Here is a 14,389-nt window from a genome sequence, read left to right on the forward strand (position 1 = left end):
AGGCTATTGCACTCATTTTTAGAGTTGTCCATTGCCTTCAAGCTCAGCCAAGTGCTCCCTGGCGAAATCCAGGCTCGGATCAAGTCGTAGAGCCTCGCGCAAATAATCTTTTGCTGGCTCTTTTTCACCCAGGTTTTTATGGCACAAGCCCAAGTTGGCCAGATCCATGGCCGACCCGCTATCGAGAGCGAGCGCGGCCCGAAAGTCGGCCGCGGCATCAGTATACTTGGCCTGTTTGAATCGGGCAACTCCGCGCAGATTGAAATATTCTTTGACCTCGGGGGACCTGGTGACGGCCCGGTCCAGATGCGGCAAAGCCTCATCCCAGTGCTGGCGGAGAGTCAGGGCATATCCTGCGTAAAAGGCGCACAGGGCCTTGTCCTCGTCGTCGGGTTGGACGGGCTCGGCGACTTGGAACTTGTGGAAGGCCAGCGACGCGTCACCGGCATTGAGAGCGGCCAAGCCTTCGAAGAAAGGAATGAAATGGGCTCCGGGATAGATCCGCGCCAGGACCTGCAATCCGCGCACGGCTTCCTCGGGATCGGCGCATTCGGCCAGCTTGCGGCCCACGAACAACCCCAGGCCGGCTTGTCGGCTGCGCTCGCGGAACTGAAAGCCGGGAGCGAAATTATACGTGGCCGGAATGCCTAACTCGGGATTCGTGGTTTCCACTCCGTAGAGCGGGAAACCCAGCCCGTTCAGCCCTCCGGCCAGGACCATGATTTCATCGCGGATGTTGGCGCGGCCGATGTCGGGCAGCGTGGAAGCCGGGATCACTGGACCGCGCGTTAGCCAGTCTATTTCCGCCAGGTCCTTGTACTTGGACAAGCCCGAGGCCTCGTAATTGCTGCTGGTGTGGAAGTCGCCGGCCAGTTGAGCCACTTCCGTCAGGGCGCGAATGGCGGCCTTGGCCGGAGTAGAGGCCGTGCCGGCGGTATAGACGATTTCGCTCAGGCCGGGGAAGGTCGAAGGGTCGTAGGCCAGGGCGGCCACCGTGGGCACGGGCATGCCCAGGGTGAAATCCTTGAGCCAGACTTTGACCCCATTGGCCGTGAAGCAGCGCATGAGCTGTTCAAGCACCTCATCGCCGAAGGATTCGGGATCGATGGTCGGCAATTCGGGCCGATCGCGATCCACCAGGGCGGAGACGTGGCGCTCCACGATCTCGCAAGCGCCTTGGAAGAGGGTCTCTTCGAAGGTATTGCCCGCGCTGGAGCCGTTGAACTCGTTGAGCAGCTTGAACCAGTCCAGGGGCACCCTGCGTTCGCTGCCCGTGGGCACGTGCAGGGCTTTGCAGAAGCGCCAGGTCACGAGGTCCAGCACTTCTTGCGCGGCCGAGTCGGGCAGGCGCTCGCCCACGCTATGAAGCATCTCGGCCAGGGGCAGGACCTGTCCGGGCCAGCGAGCCTGGGCCTGGCTCCAGGTCAGCTCCTCGAAATTGGACTCATTCTCCCAGAAGGAGAAGAAGCTGTAGCGCTCCATGAGCTCCATAAGCGCCGAAGCTTCGGCCTGCTCGGGCGAGGCTCCTTTGCCCATCTGCTTGCGCGTGGGCATGATCTGGCGCGCGCGAGGGCCGCACACGCTCAGGAATACGGGGATGCCCAGTCGGCCCGAGTCGATGCGCCGGGTCTCGGCCAGTATTCCCTGCCCCTTGGCCGCGAGCAGGGCGCGCACCCTGCTGATGGTTTCCGCCGGCAGGGCGGCCTTGTCCTGGTCCGCCGTGTAGGTCTTGAGGCAATCCTTCAGTATGGTCATTTTCCTATCCAATTCGAGGGGGAGTGATCTTTTTGGGCGACAGGCGGTAGATGGTGCACAGATGCTTTTCCTGATCGCCTGCCTGCGTGTCGGACTTGTAGCCGATGTCCTGACTCTTGATGTTGAACTCGCGCTCGGCGAGGTTGAAGAACTTGGTGGCCTTGCGCGTGAACTCCTTGGCCAGCACGATTTCGGCTTCGGAGGTGTCTGCCACATGGTCCAGCAGGAACTTGCACAGGGGCCGGTATGTGTCTTCCTTGTAGAGCACTTCGGAGCCCAGCACAATGTCGAAGCGTCGGCCGAGCCTGTCTTGGGTGAAATCGGCGCTGGCCACACGCGCGCGTTCCTGCAGTCCGTTCTTGAGGATGTTGATCTGTGTGAAGAGCAGGGCGTCGGGGTGAATGTCGGTGAGGGTCACCTCGAAACCGTGTTTGGCCGCGAAGAGTCCGCACAAGCCCACGCCCGCGCCGATCTCGAGCATGCTGCGGCCTTCGGCCGGCAGGCGCTGCACGAAGTAGGAGAGCAGAAAGGAGCTGCGCCATATCCTGGCCCAGAAGGGCAGTTCCAGGCTGTCTCCGGGAGTCAACTGTGCGGCCAGCGCCTCCACATAGCTGCCCATGTTCGTGAGCTGGAGAATTTCAAGCGTGTACCCGCCGATTTTCACTGGCTCGAAAGCCACTTCATAGCGCGACTTGGCCGCAGCCAGTAGTTCGTCCAGCGGGGCGTCCAGTGTAATGTTCAGGGAACTTTCCTGGGATGGCTTCCCGCGCATGTGCCGGGTCGTGTTCACTCGTCGCTCCTTATGTTTATCGCCGGGAGCCTGGCCTGCGTGGCCGGATAGTCTCCGCATTCAAGAGCCCAGGCAGTGGCTGGAGGGGGTAAATAAAAAGCCGGCCACCTCTTAGGAGGGGGCCGGCCGGATCATCGTGGAGCGGGAAACGGGATTTGAACCCGCGACTTCAACCTTGGCAAGGTTGCACTCTACCACTGAGTTATTCCCGCATATCGAATTGGAGGCGGCATCCGGATTTGAACCGGAGAATGGAGGTTTTGCAGACCTCTGCCTTACCACTTGGCTATGCCGCCGAAATATTGTGGAGCGGGAAACGGGATTTGAACCCGCGACTTCAACCTTGGCAAGGTTGCACTCTACCACTGAGTTATTCCCGCTCACTCGAAAAGCGAGGGCTCTATCTACGGATTTCGTTTCCAGGTGTCAAGCATGCTTCGCAAGAAAAAAATAGAATTCTATTTCAGCCAGATGATCTGTTCCACGCCACGCAGTTGTTTGAATGTCCGGCCTTCCTGGATGCCTTCGACCGCCAGGTCGGGATCGCTGACCCGCGTGCCGCCAAGGGCTTGCAGGCCCCAATCGAACAGGCAGGGAGACATGGGCGTGCTGGGCCCGAGCATGATCGTGAATGCGCCGGGCCGGCACAACCGAAGCAATCTCTCGCAGCTGCCGTTGAGCAGGGTAGTGCCCGTCATGGCCACCACATCGGCCTGCGGCAGCAGCTCCTCGGCCTCGTGCTCCGGCCTGTCGCCAGGGCGAAGCTCCTTTTCAATGACCCAGAAATCCGCGAATTCTTGGCCCATGCGCTCCACGAAGGGGAAGTGTCCCACCACGGCCACCCGCTTGCCACGTCCTTTAGCCATGATTAGCTCTTGGGCCTTCATCGTTGCGGCCTCGGCGGGAAACGGCAAAAGCAGGTTCACCGCAGCCATGCCGAAGGCTGCCGCATCCGGCTCGCCGGAGCGGCCCAGGAGTAGTTCGGCGGTTTCCTTGACTGAAGATGGCAGCGTTTGCAGCTCCACGGCTGGCGGCTCGTCGTGTCGCGCTGCCCTGGAACATAGGCCCATGCCCTGGCTGCGCAGGCCCAGCAGATGGGCGCCCTGAACATAGGCGCGCACGGGCATGTCCGGCCGGCCCTTGCAGGCGCTGGCCAGGATGTCGGCCAGCAACCGAGCCTGCCTTGCGGGCGATGGAGATGTTTGAGCGTTTTCGTAGGGCTTTTCGTAGGGCATGGGATCCTCCCCGCTGAGATCACGGTATGGCAAAACTGGTCGAAGCGAAAGATGGAGTATGACCGGCACTATTTCCCAGTTGCGCGGGTATGGATAAGAGCGAAGAAAATCCCCTGGCGAGTCTTTACTTCATAGTGGGATTGAATTAATCAGGTGTGCTTATTTCAGGCCGCATGCAGCGGTTTTCCACAAGAATGCTTTTTGCAAGGGAGTACGCATGGACCCCAAGGACATTGAGTTCTTTCGCAAGCACTTGAGCGACATGCTGAACGATATCGTCAAGCAGGGTGACGAGACCATCGAGGATATGACTGATACAGTCGAGGTCTATGCCGATCCTGCCGACCGGGCCACCGCCGAGTCCGACCGGGCCTTCACCCTCCGGCTGCGCGACCGCGAGCGCCGGTTGATCAAAAAGATTAAAGAAGCCATTCAGCGTATAGACGATGGTTCCTATGGCATCTGCGAGGAGTGCGGCGAAGACATCAGCGTGCCGCGGCTCAAGGCTCGGCCCGTGACCACTCTGTGCATCCACTGCAAGAGCAAGCAGGAGGAAGATGAGCATCAGCGTGCCGAATCGGCGTCTTCATAGCTTTCTGACGCCGCGCGCTGGACGCCAACGTCCTCACCCCTTCCTGGCTTAATCGCACAGACCCAAGTTCATGGACGCGCACATCTTCCGCTCCCTATGCATCGAACTTGGGCCTGCGCTCAGCGGCCGCCGTATAGAGAAGATATACAGTCCGGCCAAGAGCTACTGGACCCTCGTGCTCGGCGCCAGGGGCGGCAAGCGCCTGCTCCTGTTCCATCCGGCCAAGAAGGATGCCCTGCTTTTGTTGTCCGGGACAAAGCCGCAGAATCCCATGTCGGCTCCGGCCGAGGCCATGTGGTTCCGCAAGCGCATCTCGGGCCGCTGGCTGGGGCAATGGCAAGCTGATTGGCCCGGATTGCGCATTGCCTGGGAGCTGTCGCCCGTGCCTCCCGACGCTCCTGATCAAAGCCGTTTCCTGGTGCTGGATATGCACGCGGGCATGCGCTTGGCCGGGGAATTGGAGCCGTCTTTCGGCAGCGAGCCGTCTTGGCCGCCGCTTGAGCGGGCGCTGCATGATCCTGATGTCTGGAAAGAATTCCCCCAACTCTCCCCGGCGTTGCGCAGGCGGCTCAAATCCCAGCCCGAGCGCGATGTCGCGAACTTCTATGCCTCCCTTGCCAAGCAACCGGCCAATCCTATTTATGTAGCATACAAGAACGGGACGCCCACGGCCCTGCACGCATGGCCGCAAGACGAAGGTCAGGCGGATAGCGTCCAGGCCTTTGGGAGTGCGTTGGAAGCCGCGGCTGCCTATGGCGAGCCGAAATTCTTCGCTGGTCTGGCTCATGGCGAGTCGGCCAACGACAGGGAAGCCTTCAAGGTTCGCGAGCGCCGCTTGCGGCGCGGGCTGGAGCGCCTGGAGGCAGACCGGGAACGGCTTTCGCGCATGACGGCTCAACAATCCCAGGCTGAACTGCTCCAGGCCGAACTGTACAAGCACAAGTCTGGGCCCACTCCCGAGCGCATCACCGGCCGCCATCCGCTGCACGGCGAGATAACGGTGGAGTTGAACACGCGTATGAGCGTGACCGAGAACATGGAACGGCTCTTCCAACAGGTGGCCAAGGGCAGGCGTGGCCTGGCTGTTGTGGATCAGCGTCGGGCGCAGCTCGGCGCCGAACTGCGAGGCCAGGCCGAGGGACGGGTGCAGGCCTCTGCCGAGGGCAAGGAAGCCCTGGAAACCAAGGTCGACGACCGACCGTTACTGTCCAAACGTTTGCGCGGCCTGGCCGTGCTGATATTCACCACCAGCGACGGCTTCCGCGTGCTGCGCGGCAAGAATCAGGAAGCAGGCCACAAGCTGCTCAGTCAGGCGGCCAGCCCCTTCGACTTGTGGTTTCATGCCGCGCACAGGCCAGGGGCGCATGTGGTGCTCAAGCGCGACTATCCAGCCCAGGAAGTGCCGGAAAGGAGCATGCGCGAGGCTGCGGCGCTGGCCGGGCTGGCCAGCGGTTATGCCGGCGAGGCCAAGGCCGACGTGTTCTGTGCCCTGGTCAAGGACGTGCGCAAGATCAAAGGAGCGGCTTTGGGCCTGGTGCGTGTCGAGGAGATGCGCCAAACCCTGCGCGTGGACCTGGACCCTGAGTTGCCCGAGAAGCTCAAGCTTGCATTGCCCCTCTGATTTCTTGCCTCCAAATTATTGCGGGCTGTGCGCTCGAGCGATCCTTGGCGCATGGGACATGGCGCATGGCGGCCGGATTGGCGCGGTGTAGGCATGATGCCGAAAAGACGGATGGCGGCCATCGAAAGTTGGACGCCCGCTTGAAAAAACAGTACAAAACTTCTTGGCCTAATTGGTCGGGAGTGGATGCATACGGAGCGTCATGAACGAAACCGCCCGCCACATACGGCGGCTAGAATTCGACGATTGCGCACTGGCCAGCAGCCTGTTCGGGCCGCATGACAGTCATGTCAAACTGGTCAGCGATCTGAGCGGCGTGTCCGCCGACACGCGTGGGACTTCCCTTGTTCTGCGCTCCGACAACGAGAGCAGCTTGGATGCGGCGGCCAACCTCATGGCCCAGTTGTACGGGCTGGTCAAATCCGGGCGTCAGCTTTCGCCCCAGGATGTCGACCAGGGCTGGCGCATTGTCTCCCACGATAGCGAGGCCAGTCTGCGCTCCATCTTCGCGGATATCGCAATCCCGGTTTCGCGCAAGCGCACGATCACGCCCAAGACGCCGACGCAGCGCGCATATCTGGAAGCCATCCGCGAGCATGACATGGTTTTCGGCATCGGCCCCGCGGGTACCGGCAAGACCTATCTGGCGGTTGCCATGGCCGTGGCCGCGCTCAACGCACGCAAGGTCAAACGGCTGGTGCTCACCCGGCCCGCGGTTGAAGCCGGCGAGAAGCTGGGCTTCCTCCCCGGCGACCTGGTGGAGAAGGTCAATCCTTATCTCCGGCCGTTGTACGACGCCTTGCACGACATGCTCGAGTTCGGCAAAGTACAGGAGATGCTGGAAACTGGCATCATCGAGGTGGCTCCGCTCGCGTTCATGCGCGGCAGGACCCTCAACGACGCCTTCATCATACTGGATGAGGCCCAGAACACCACCATCGAGCAGATGAAAATGTTTCTGACCCGGCTCGGGTTCGGCTCCAAGGTCGTGGTCACGGGCGACGTGACGCAGATCGACCTGCCGGGAAAGGGCAGCTCGGGACTCATTCACGCCCGCAAGGTGCTTGCAGGCATTCCGGGCATAAGCATGATCGCCTTCCAGGAGCGGGATGTCATCAGACATCCATTGGTAGGCCGGATCGTCAACGCCTATGAGCGCCATGCGCACGCAATCGAAGAAAAAAGCTAACGGCTCGGTTTCCAGGACCGGCGCCAAAACGGTCCTGGGCTCCAGGTCCGTGTCCGCTTTGCGCCTCCGGCTCAGCAGTGATGCCGGCGGCCTGCTGGCTCTCGTGGGCGTTCTCCTGGCCCTGAGCATCATGGCCGGCCTGCGTTTTGAGCGGCCTATCACGATTTATGTCGCCGGCGAGATCGCCAGTCAGGACATTACCGCCGACGAGGACCTGCTCCTGGAGGAGGCCGAGGCTACCCAGCGCAAGCGCGAGCAGGTTTCCTCGGCCCAGCCGCCGGTATATGACCTCAGCCACGAGGTGGTGACCGACCTCAAACGGCGCGTTACCACCATTCTGGACCAGATAGCCCAGACTCCCACCGAGGATTTGGAGCGGCTGCGTTGGCAGATCTCCGAGAGCCTCAATTCCGAGATCAGCTCGCGCAGCTTGTTCATGTGGCGCACGGACGAGTTCCGGAAAGCGCTTACCGAAACCATCCTGCCCTGGCTCGAAACCTATTTCGACTACGGCGTTGTGGGCGAAAAGAGGCTGCTACTGCCCAACAGGGGCGGCATCATCATTCGCGACCTGGGCAACGACCAGGAGAGCCTCAAGGCCGACCTGCAGCTCATCCGCGACCTGGGCCAGTTCCGCGCGGATCTGGAGCATTATCTGCGTATAGATCTCAAGAAGCCCATCCGCTTCCGCCGGGCCGTGGAAGACATCATCCATCCCATGTCCATGCCGAGCCTGACCTTCAATCGCGAGGCCACCCAAAGCCGCAAGCGTGAAGTCATGGAAGCCGTGGAACCGGTCTACACGCAGATCAAGAAGGGCGAGATCATCGTGCGCCAGGGCGAGCGGGTCACGTCCGACCAGCAGCTAAAGATCCAGGCACTGTACACGCGGCAGAAGAGCTTCTTCATGCCCATGCAGGCCTCGGGCATCTTCATCATCGGCTTCCTTCTGCTGCTCGGCCTGTACTTCTCGACCATGGAGGTGCGCACCCGCGATCTGGCCGTGCGCGACGCCGTGTTCCTGGGCTCCGTCTTCCTGCTGTTCGGCCTGATGGCCAAGGTGCTGGCTGTAATCAAGACGCCCCTTGCCCAGGGCATCGTCTTCGCGAACATGAGCCCGGAGCTGTTCCCTTATCTGTTGCCCGCTGCTGGGGCCATGGGCGTGCTGGCCCTGTTCTTCCCCGTGGTAATCTGCTTTTTCGCCGGGCTGCTCATCGCTTTCCTGTGCGGCAAGTTGGCGGGTGGCGGCCTGGAATTGGTCATTTTCTATTTCATCTCGGGCATGTTCAACGTTTTCTTCATCAAGCGCGCCCAGAACCGCATCGAGTTGCTGTCCAGCGTCTTTCCTCTCATGGGAGCGCTGCTCTTGTGCTGGGTCGGTGTGCTCATGCTCGGCTCCCCAAGCTCGGCCGGAATCTGGAGCGGCACGGTGCTCGTGTTTACCTGCGGTCTGCTCTCGCTTCTGGCGGTGCTGGCCCTGTCGCCCATTACCGAGCATGTCTTCGGCTACACCTCACGCTTCAAGCTAATGGAGCTCATGAATCTGGAGCAGCCGCTGTTGCAGGAGCTCATGGTCAACGCGCCCGGCACCTATCACCACTCGCTGGTCGTTTCCAACATGGTCGAGGCTGGGGCCAGGGCCATCGGCGCCAACCCCTTGCTGGGCAAGGTAGCGGCCCTGTACCATGACATCGGCAAGCTCAAGACGCCGCACTACTTCATCGAGAACCAATTCGGCTGCGGCAACAAGCATGACAAGCTTGCGCCCTCCATGAGCGCCCTGGTGCTTATCTCGCACGCCAAGAAGGGCGTGGAGTTGGCAAGGGAGCACAAGCTCGGCCCTGAGATCGTGGACATCATCCAGCAGCACCACGGCACGTCACTGATCACCTACTTTTATCACAAGGCTCAGGAACAAGCCGAATCCAGAGGCGAGGAGGCCGTGCGCGAGGAGGATTACCGCTATCCGGGTCCCAAGCCCCAGACCAAGGAAGCCGGGCTCATCCTGCTGGCCGACGTCATCGAGGCTTCCAGCCGTACCTTGGTGGACCCCACACCGAGCCGTCTCAAGGGCCATATCCAGAAGTTGATCCGCACCATTTTCACCGAGGGACAGCTGGATGAGTCCGAATTGACGCTAAAGGACTTGCACCTGCTGACCGACGCCTTCCTGCGTATCCTTACCGGCATATTCCATAACCGCATCGAGTACCCGGGTGACAAGGCCGAGAGCCAGTCCAGCCAGAGCGGGAGCAAGCCCGTGGCGCCGCCCATGTACCCCATGCATCAGTAAGCCGTGTCCGTTTCCCTGTTCACTCAGGCCGGCCTGCGCCTCCCGCCGGTTTTTCCCTTGAGCCGTCACGAAATCCTGGAACTTTGCGATCCGCTTTTGGATGTCCTGGGCCTGTCCGGCTGCTCCTTTGACCTGCACCTGGTGGACGATGCCGATATTGCCAGGCGCAATGCCGCATTCATGGGCTGCGTGGGGCCGACCAATGTATTGAGCTTTCCGGCCGGATCAGGGGATACCAAAGGAACGGATGTGGCCGATGTGGCCGATGTGTTTGAAGAAGGGCAGGACCATTGGCTGGGCGAGATCGTCCTGTCCGTGGATACCCTGGAGCGCGAAGCCTTTCTATACGGGCAGCAGCCTCGAGAGCATCTGGTGCGCCTTTTGGCCCATGCCGTACTGCACCTGGCCGGACATGACCACGGCGAGATCATGGACGCCCTCACCGAGCAGGCCGTGGAAGCTCTGGGCAGGAGCTGAGGTCGCTTGCCTGCACGGTTCGGACGGTTTATGAGTTCGCCATGAGCGCGGAAAGCGGAAAGGGTCCTATCCCCATCACGAATCAGGTGGCCATCCCAGAGCAGGAGTTGTCCTTCACCTTTGCCAGGTCCGGCGGACCGGGTGGGCAGAATGTGAACAAGGTCAACACCAAGGCCGTGCTGCGCTTCGATGTGGTCGGCTCGCAAAGCCTGGGCGAAGAGGATAAGCGGCTCATCCTTGAGCGCTTGGCTTCCAGGCTGACCAAGGAGGGCGAGCTGGTGCTCGCCAGCGACGCCACGCGCAGCCAGGAAGACAACAAGCGTCTGACTGTGCTCAAGCTTCAGCAGCTCCTGCGTGCGGCCTTGCGCATACAGCGCCCGCGCAAGGCTACGCGACCCAGCCGTGCGGCCAAGGAGCGGCGGCTGGCCACCAAGAAGGCCAGGGGCGCCCGCAAACAGGAGCGCTCGGGCCAAGGTTTCGATTCCTAGAGCAGATTGCTTTTAAGACGCCCGCTCCTGCGTTGACGGCGCAAGTGAATTGCGCCTACGCCTACGCGGCGGCAAGCCATGTCGACGCATGGCTTGCAGAGCATTTTCAAAAGCAAAATGCTCTAGCGCAACTTGCGCAAGAACTGGTAAGGTTTTTGTCCCTTCCGTGCCCACTTCCAAGGTCATGCCTGAATAAGGCCCATCCCGAACCGCGTAATTCATCGCTCGTGAACCCTGGCAGAATGTTTGCAATCCCGGCCAGGTCTTTTCCAGTGCGACGAGCTGATCGACGGCAGCTCAGCGCAGGAAAGGCGCACGCACGGGCAGAATGCTTTGCCCTGTGCAAGGCTTTGGGCTATTTTTTGTTTTCATCGGGTTTGCTTTGCGGCGTTGATAGCTGCGGAGAGTTACACAGGAGGCCTGGCCAATGAAAAAAATCGCTACTAAAATTCTTCTGGTTTGCATGTGCAGCGCGCTCTTCGCCGCGGGCTGCACCACCGATCCTTACACCGGCGAGCGCCAGGTCAGTCGGGCCGCCATAGGCGCTGGAGCCGGCGCGGCCGCGGGTGCGGCCGGAGGGGCCATCTTCGGCGGCGGTGACCGCGGTAAGCGCGTGCTCATCGGCGCGGGTATTGGAGCTTTGGCAGGCGGCGCCGTGGGTGGATACATGGACTACCAGGAATCCAAGCTGCGCCAGCGGTTGCAAGGCACGGGCGTCAGCGTGACCCGCCAGGGAGACATGATCATCCTGAACATGCCGGGCAACGTAACCTTTGACTCCGGCTCGGCGGGTATCAAGCCGCAGTTCTTCGAGGTGCTCAACTCCGTGGCTATCGTGCTCAAGGAGTATGAAAAGACCTACGTCGATGTTCTTGGTCACACTGATTCCACGGGGTCGATGAACCTGAATATGCGCTTGTCCCAAGATCGGGCCCAAAGCGTAGCCCAGTACCTCATCAGTCAGGGCGTGCAGCAGGAGCGCTTTCTTGTGCGCGGCATGGGTCCCAATCAGCCCATCGCCGACAACTCCACGGCGGCAGGCAGGTCCCAGAACCGTCGCGTGGAGATCAAACTTACGCCCATCACCCAGCAGTAGCTGTCCTCTACGGGTAACTGCTTCGGAACCTATCGCAGGGCCGCGCTTTCCATGAAAGGCGGCCCTGCCTCATTCCGAACCCTCGCTGTCTTGACCCTGTCCCGGTCACTCGGGTACACCGGCCCTGGCTATTTCCTTCCATTGTATCGCCCAAGGAGCAGTATGTCCCCCCGAGGAGCCTACAAGACGCTGGGCAGTCTGGTGCTGGCTTCAGCCTCGCCCAGGCGTAGCGAACTGCTGGGCTTGGCCGGCCTGGAGTTCGAGGTTCTGCCCGGCGAAGCCGAGCCGATGCCCGAGGAGGGTGAGCCGCCGGCGGAATACGCCTGCCGCGCGGCCTTGGCCAAAGCTATGGACGCCTTTGCCCGCCGACCCGAGAACGTGGTGCTGGCCGCCGACACCATAGTGGTTCTGGGCACTCGTATTTTGGGTAAACCCAGCGATGAGGCCGACGCGCTACGCACCCTGCGGGAACTGGCAGGCCGTACCCATGAGGTCATCACCGGCTGCGCTGTTTGCGCTCCAGGCCGCAAACCCGAGAGCTTCGCTGTATCCACCCTGGTGACCATGGCCAGAGTTCAGGATGCGGCGCTGAAAGCCTATGTGGCAACGGGCGAGCCCATGGACAAGGCCGGCAGCTACGCCATCCAGGGGCACGGAGGCTTCCTGGTGCAGCGCATCGAAGGCTCGTATTCCAATGTGGTTGGATTGCCTGTGGCGGAGGTGCTGGAGGCCTTTTCGACCTGGGGAATCATCGCGCCAAGGGCGGAATAACCCTCCTCCTCTCCTTATTGGATTAATATTGGAAAATGCCGATCGGTCCACATAGGACGAAATGAATTACTATACGTCCATATGCGCCATTGCCAAAGACGAAGATCACGCCCTCAAGGAATGGGTGATCTATCATCTGATGGTTGGCTTCGAAGCTGTCTTTATCTACGACAACAACAGCAAGAATCCTGTCCGCACGTTACTGGCGGACCTTGTCGAAGAGCAGCTTGTCCATGTCATCGATTGGCCAGTCCACGAAGCTCCGCAGCTTTCCGCTTATGCCCATTACATCAACAACTTCAAGGCCGTAAGTCGATGGACGGCCTTCATCGACATCGACGAGTTCATCGTTCCCAAGCAGGCATCCGGTATGAGGGATATCCTCGCTGCATATGAGGATTATGCCGGACTTGCCGTGTCCTGGATGATGTTCGGCTCCAACGGACATGTCTCTCGCCCATCCGGTTTGTGCATCAATTCCTATGCGAACAGGCTGGAAACGAGCCAGCATGTGAAGACCATTGCTCAGTGCAGATATTTGGCCAAGCCTCTTTCTCCACACCATTTCGAGTACTTAAAAGATCATTATTGCGTCAATACGGAGAGGGTTCCGGTTTCCGGAGCGTTCTCCTACTATACGGACGATGTATGCCAGATGAATCATTATTACTATAAATCGCAGCAGGACTTTTGCGCTAAGATTGAGCGTGGGTTCGCGACTAAGCTGAAAAGCCGCGATGGGTACGACATGGCGGAGTTCCTGCGGCAGGCCCACCGCACTGGTGAGCCGGATTTTTCCATCTCCAGATATGCCGTGCCGTTGGACCGCTTGATGCGCAGGCCGGCCAAATTCTTGAAATCGCTAGTCCAGAACCATGCCGGGAAATCCGTGGATCATTTCTTTCAAGAGATATTGCGGCAGGTCAACACTGGAAAAGGTGACAAGGCGGAGGCGCTTGTTCAGTCCATGCTGCGATACCATCCCGACCATTCTGGCGTACAAATCTTGGCCTCGACTTTCTATAGAAAGAAAGGCGATTTGGGGAAAGCTCGCTCCTGCGCGATCAACGCCATCAAAAATGAGAGCAAAGCAGATTCCTACTATGAACTGCTGCAAGCGGAGCAAGCCATGGGCAATCTTGAGCAGTGCAAGCAGATTGCTGCTTTCATTCGCAGTTCCTTGGGCAGGCTTGGACAGCTGACCGAAGCCTGGGATGCTAAACTGCGGGCGGCCGTGGCGCCAGCCAAAGCAGGGGAGTAGATCATGGCGGACAGCTCCAAGCTCCAGGCCCGCGTGTTGCCCACGACCATGTTGGACAAGGCCGCGTACGCCCTGGCCACGCTTTGGCCTCTGGGGCACGCTCCCAAGGCTCCCGGCACTGCAGGCGCGCTGTTCGCTACTTTTTTAGCGCCCTGGCTGTTCATGCCTTTGCCCACCGTGGGGCGGCTATCCATACCGGCTACGCCATTTGCACGTCGGGCCGCAAGTCGGAGGTCTTCAGTGTGTCCACGCTGGAGACCATGTCATTGGCCCAAATACGCACGAACCTCTGCGAGTCGCTCCTGATAGTGCCGAATGTGTAGCCGAAGGTGTTTGTAGTAATCCTCGATCAGAAACTCCAATGTCTGCGGTCCGTTTGGAGTTCTCCATGTGTTGCGTTTGACGTCATTTGAAGTCGTATCGGCAAGATGCAGAAGCAACATGTTGTAGCATGACCATAGATGAGAAAGTATTTCGAAATCAAGGTTGTCATATTTCTGTTGGGATACCCATGGCTCGGCATCATAACCAGGGAAAGAATCCAAATCGCCGAATTTGAGGCGGGTAAAGCGCTGATGGTTGTTGCTCGCGGAGTCTATCAAGTGGCCGACTATCTCAGCTAATGTCCAGGCATCCGACGAGATACGAACATGGCATGCCTCGCGTGGTGTCGAATCGAGAAGCTCTTGAAAGGTCTGGATCGTTTCTCTGGCTTCACTAATGGTGAACATGGCGATTTTCCATTGTATGCATACGTGATGTCCTCAATCTATCCATTATGTCACATTAACTGAATCTCCCGCTAAAGGCAATTTAATGGT

13 protein-coding genes and 3 tRNA genes are annotated in these 14,389 nt (G+C 59.9%); 9 read left to right on the forward strand and 7 right to left on the reverse strand.

The features are described from left to right. Positions 1-18 precede the first annotated feature (18 nt). From H585_RS0111595 to H585_RS0111620, 6 genes are all read right to left on the reverse strand, one after another. Positions 19-1,755: a YcaO-like family protein gene (locus H585_RS0111595; protein ID WP_027367937.1), complete on the reverse strand. Its 1,737-nt coding sequence runs from the start codon at positions 1,753-1,755 to the stop codon at positions 19-21. Positions 1,756-1,759: 4 nt separating this feature from the next. Further along, entirely contained in the window at positions 1,760-2,545 is a 786-nt protein-coding gene (locus H585_RS0111600; RefSeq protein ID WP_027367938.1) for a methyltransferase, read from the reverse strand. 137 nt (positions 2,546-2,682) lie between these two features. Further along, positions 2,683-2,757: transfer RNA gene (locus tag H585_RS0111605), tRNA-Gly, on the reverse strand. A gap of 9 nt (positions 2,758-2,766) precedes the next feature. Next, positions 2,767-2,841, reverse strand: a tRNA-Cys gene (locus H585_RS0111610). 9 nt (positions 2,842-2,850) lie between these two features. Continuing rightward, positions 2,851-2,925 (reverse strand) — tRNA-Gly (locus H585_RS0111615). A gap of 78 nt (positions 2,926-3,003) precedes the next feature. Beyond that, positions 3,004-3,780, reverse strand: a complete 777-nt coding sequence (locus tag H585_RS0111620) for a Rossmann-like domain-containing protein (protein WP_027367939.1) — start codon at positions 3,778-3,780, stop codon at positions 3,004-3,006. Between the two features lie 217 nt (positions 3,781-3,997). On the opposite strand from H585_RS0111620, the gene dksA reads away from it, so the two are divergent. The 9 genes from dksA (at position 3,998) to H585_RS0111665 (ending at position 13,568) form a co-directional block, all read left to right on the forward strand. Next, positions 3,998-4,372: an RNA polymerase-binding protein DksA gene (dksA, locus tag H585_RS0111625; protein WP_014261676.1), complete on the forward strand. Its 375-nt coding sequence runs from the start codon at positions 3,998-4,000 to the stop codon at positions 4,370-4,372. A 70-nt stretch (positions 4,373-4,442) separates the two neighbouring features. Next, positions 4,443-5,993 carry an NFACT RNA binding domain-containing protein gene (locus tag H585_RS0111630; RefSeq protein ID WP_027367940.1) on the forward strand — a complete coding sequence of 517 codons (1,551 nt, stop codon included), beginning with the start codon at positions 4,443-4,445 and terminating at the stop codon, positions 5,991-5,993. A gap of 202 nt (positions 5,994-6,195) precedes the next feature. Continuing rightward, positions 6,196-7,182, forward strand: a complete 987-nt coding sequence (locus H585_RS0111635; RefSeq protein ID WP_027367941.1) for a PhoH family protein — start codon at positions 6,196-6,198, stop codon at positions 7,180-7,182. After that, positions 7,154-9,475, forward strand: coding sequence for an HD family phosphohydrolase (locus tag H585_RS0111640; protein ID WP_244432530.1), 2,322 nt, complete (start codon positions 7,154-7,156; stop codon positions 9,473-9,475). The genes H585_RS0111635 and H585_RS0111640 overlap by 29 nt, the downstream gene beginning before the upstream one ends. A gap of 3 nt (positions 9,476-9,478) precedes the next feature. Further along, positions 9,479-9,952, forward strand: a complete 474-nt coding sequence (gene ybeY, locus H585_RS0111645; RefSeq protein WP_081678653.1) for an rRNA maturation RNase YbeY — start codon at positions 9,479-9,481, stop codon at positions 9,950-9,952. A gap of 41 nt (positions 9,953-9,993) precedes the next feature. After that, positions 9,994-10,440: an alternative ribosome rescue aminoacyl-tRNA hydrolase ArfB gene (gene arfB / locus H585_RS0111650; protein ID WP_005985385.1), complete on the forward strand. Its 447-nt coding sequence runs from the start codon at positions 9,994-9,996 to the stop codon at positions 10,438-10,440. A gap of 427 nt (positions 10,441-10,867) precedes the next feature. Further along, on the forward strand, positions 10,868-11,536 hold the full coding sequence (locus H585_RS0111655; RefSeq protein ID WP_027367944.1) for a YiaD family glycine zipper/OmpA-like lipoprotein: 669 nt from the start codon (positions 10,868-10,870) through the stop codon (positions 11,534-11,536). Between the two features lie 162 nt (positions 11,537-11,698). Beyond that, positions 11,699-12,307: a Maf family protein gene (locus H585_RS0111660; RefSeq protein WP_027367945.1), complete on the forward strand. Its 609-nt coding sequence runs from the start codon at positions 11,699-11,701 to the stop codon at positions 12,305-12,307. 61 nt (positions 12,308-12,368) lie between these two features. After that, positions 12,369-13,568, forward strand: coding sequence for a glycosyltransferase family 92 protein (locus H585_RS0111665; RefSeq protein ID WP_027367946.1), 1,200 nt, complete (start codon positions 12,369-12,371; stop codon positions 13,566-13,568). 263 nt (positions 13,569-13,831) lie between these two features. Here H585_RS0111665 and H585_RS21370 read toward each other — a convergent pair whose 3' ends face one another. After that, positions 13,832-14,299 carry a DinB family protein gene (locus H585_RS21370; protein ID WP_051183099.1) on the reverse strand — a complete coding sequence of 156 codons (468 nt, stop codon included), beginning with the start codon at positions 14,297-14,299 and terminating at the stop codon, positions 13,832-13,834. Positions 14,300-14,389 lie beyond the last annotated feature (90 nt).

This window comes from Desulfocurvibacter africanus subsp. africanus DSM 2603 (genome assembly GCF_000422545.1).
Classification (GTDB): Bacteria; Desulfobacterota; Desulfovibrionia; order Desulfovibrionales; family Desulfovibrionaceae; genus Desulfocurvibacter; species Desulfocurvibacter africanus.

Excerpts from the sequence above, each read along its gene's own strand:
- H585_RS0111595 (WP_027367937.1), bottom strand. The coding sequence starts at position 1,755 with ATGACCATACTGAAGGATTGCCTCAAGACCTACACGGCGGACCAGGAC.
- H585_RS0111620 (WP_027367939.1), bottom strand. The coding sequence starts at position 3,780 with ATGCCCTACGAAAAGCCCTACGAAAACGCTCAAACATCTCCATCGCCC.
- dksA (WP_014261676.1), top strand. The coding sequence starts at position 3,998 with ATGGACCCCAAGGACATTGAGTTCTTTCGCAAGCACTTGAGCGACATG.
- H585_RS0111630 (WP_027367940.1), top strand. The coding sequence starts at position 4,443 with ATGGACGCGCACATCTTCCGCTCCCTATGCATCGAACTTGGGCCTGCG.
- H585_RS0111635 (WP_027367941.1), top strand. The coding sequence starts at position 6,196 with ATGAACGAAACCGCCCGCCACATACGGCGGCTAGAATTCGACGATTGC.
- H585_RS0111640 (WP_244432530.1), top strand. The coding sequence starts at position 7,154 with ATGCGCACGCAATCGAAGAAAAAAGCTAACGGCTCGGTTTCCAGGACC.
- arfB (WP_005985385.1), top strand. The coding sequence starts at position 9,994 with ATGAGCGCGGAAAGCGGAAAGGGTCCTATCCCCATCACGAATCAGGTG.
- H585_RS0111655 (WP_027367944.1), top strand. The coding sequence starts at position 10,868 with ATGAAAAAAATCGCTACTAAAATTCTTCTGGTTTGCATGTGCAGCGCG.
- H585_RS0111660 (WP_027367945.1), top strand. The coding sequence starts at position 11,699 with ATGTCCCCCCGAGGAGCCTACAAGACGCTGGGCAGTCTGGTGCTGGCT.
- H585_RS0111665 (WP_027367946.1), top strand. The coding sequence starts at position 12,369 with ATGAATTACTATACGTCCATATGCGCCATTGCCAAAGACGAAGATCAC.
- H585_RS21370 (WP_051183099.1), bottom strand. The coding sequence starts at position 14,299 with ATGTTCACCATTAGTGAAGCCAGAGAAACGATCCAGACCTTTCAAGAG.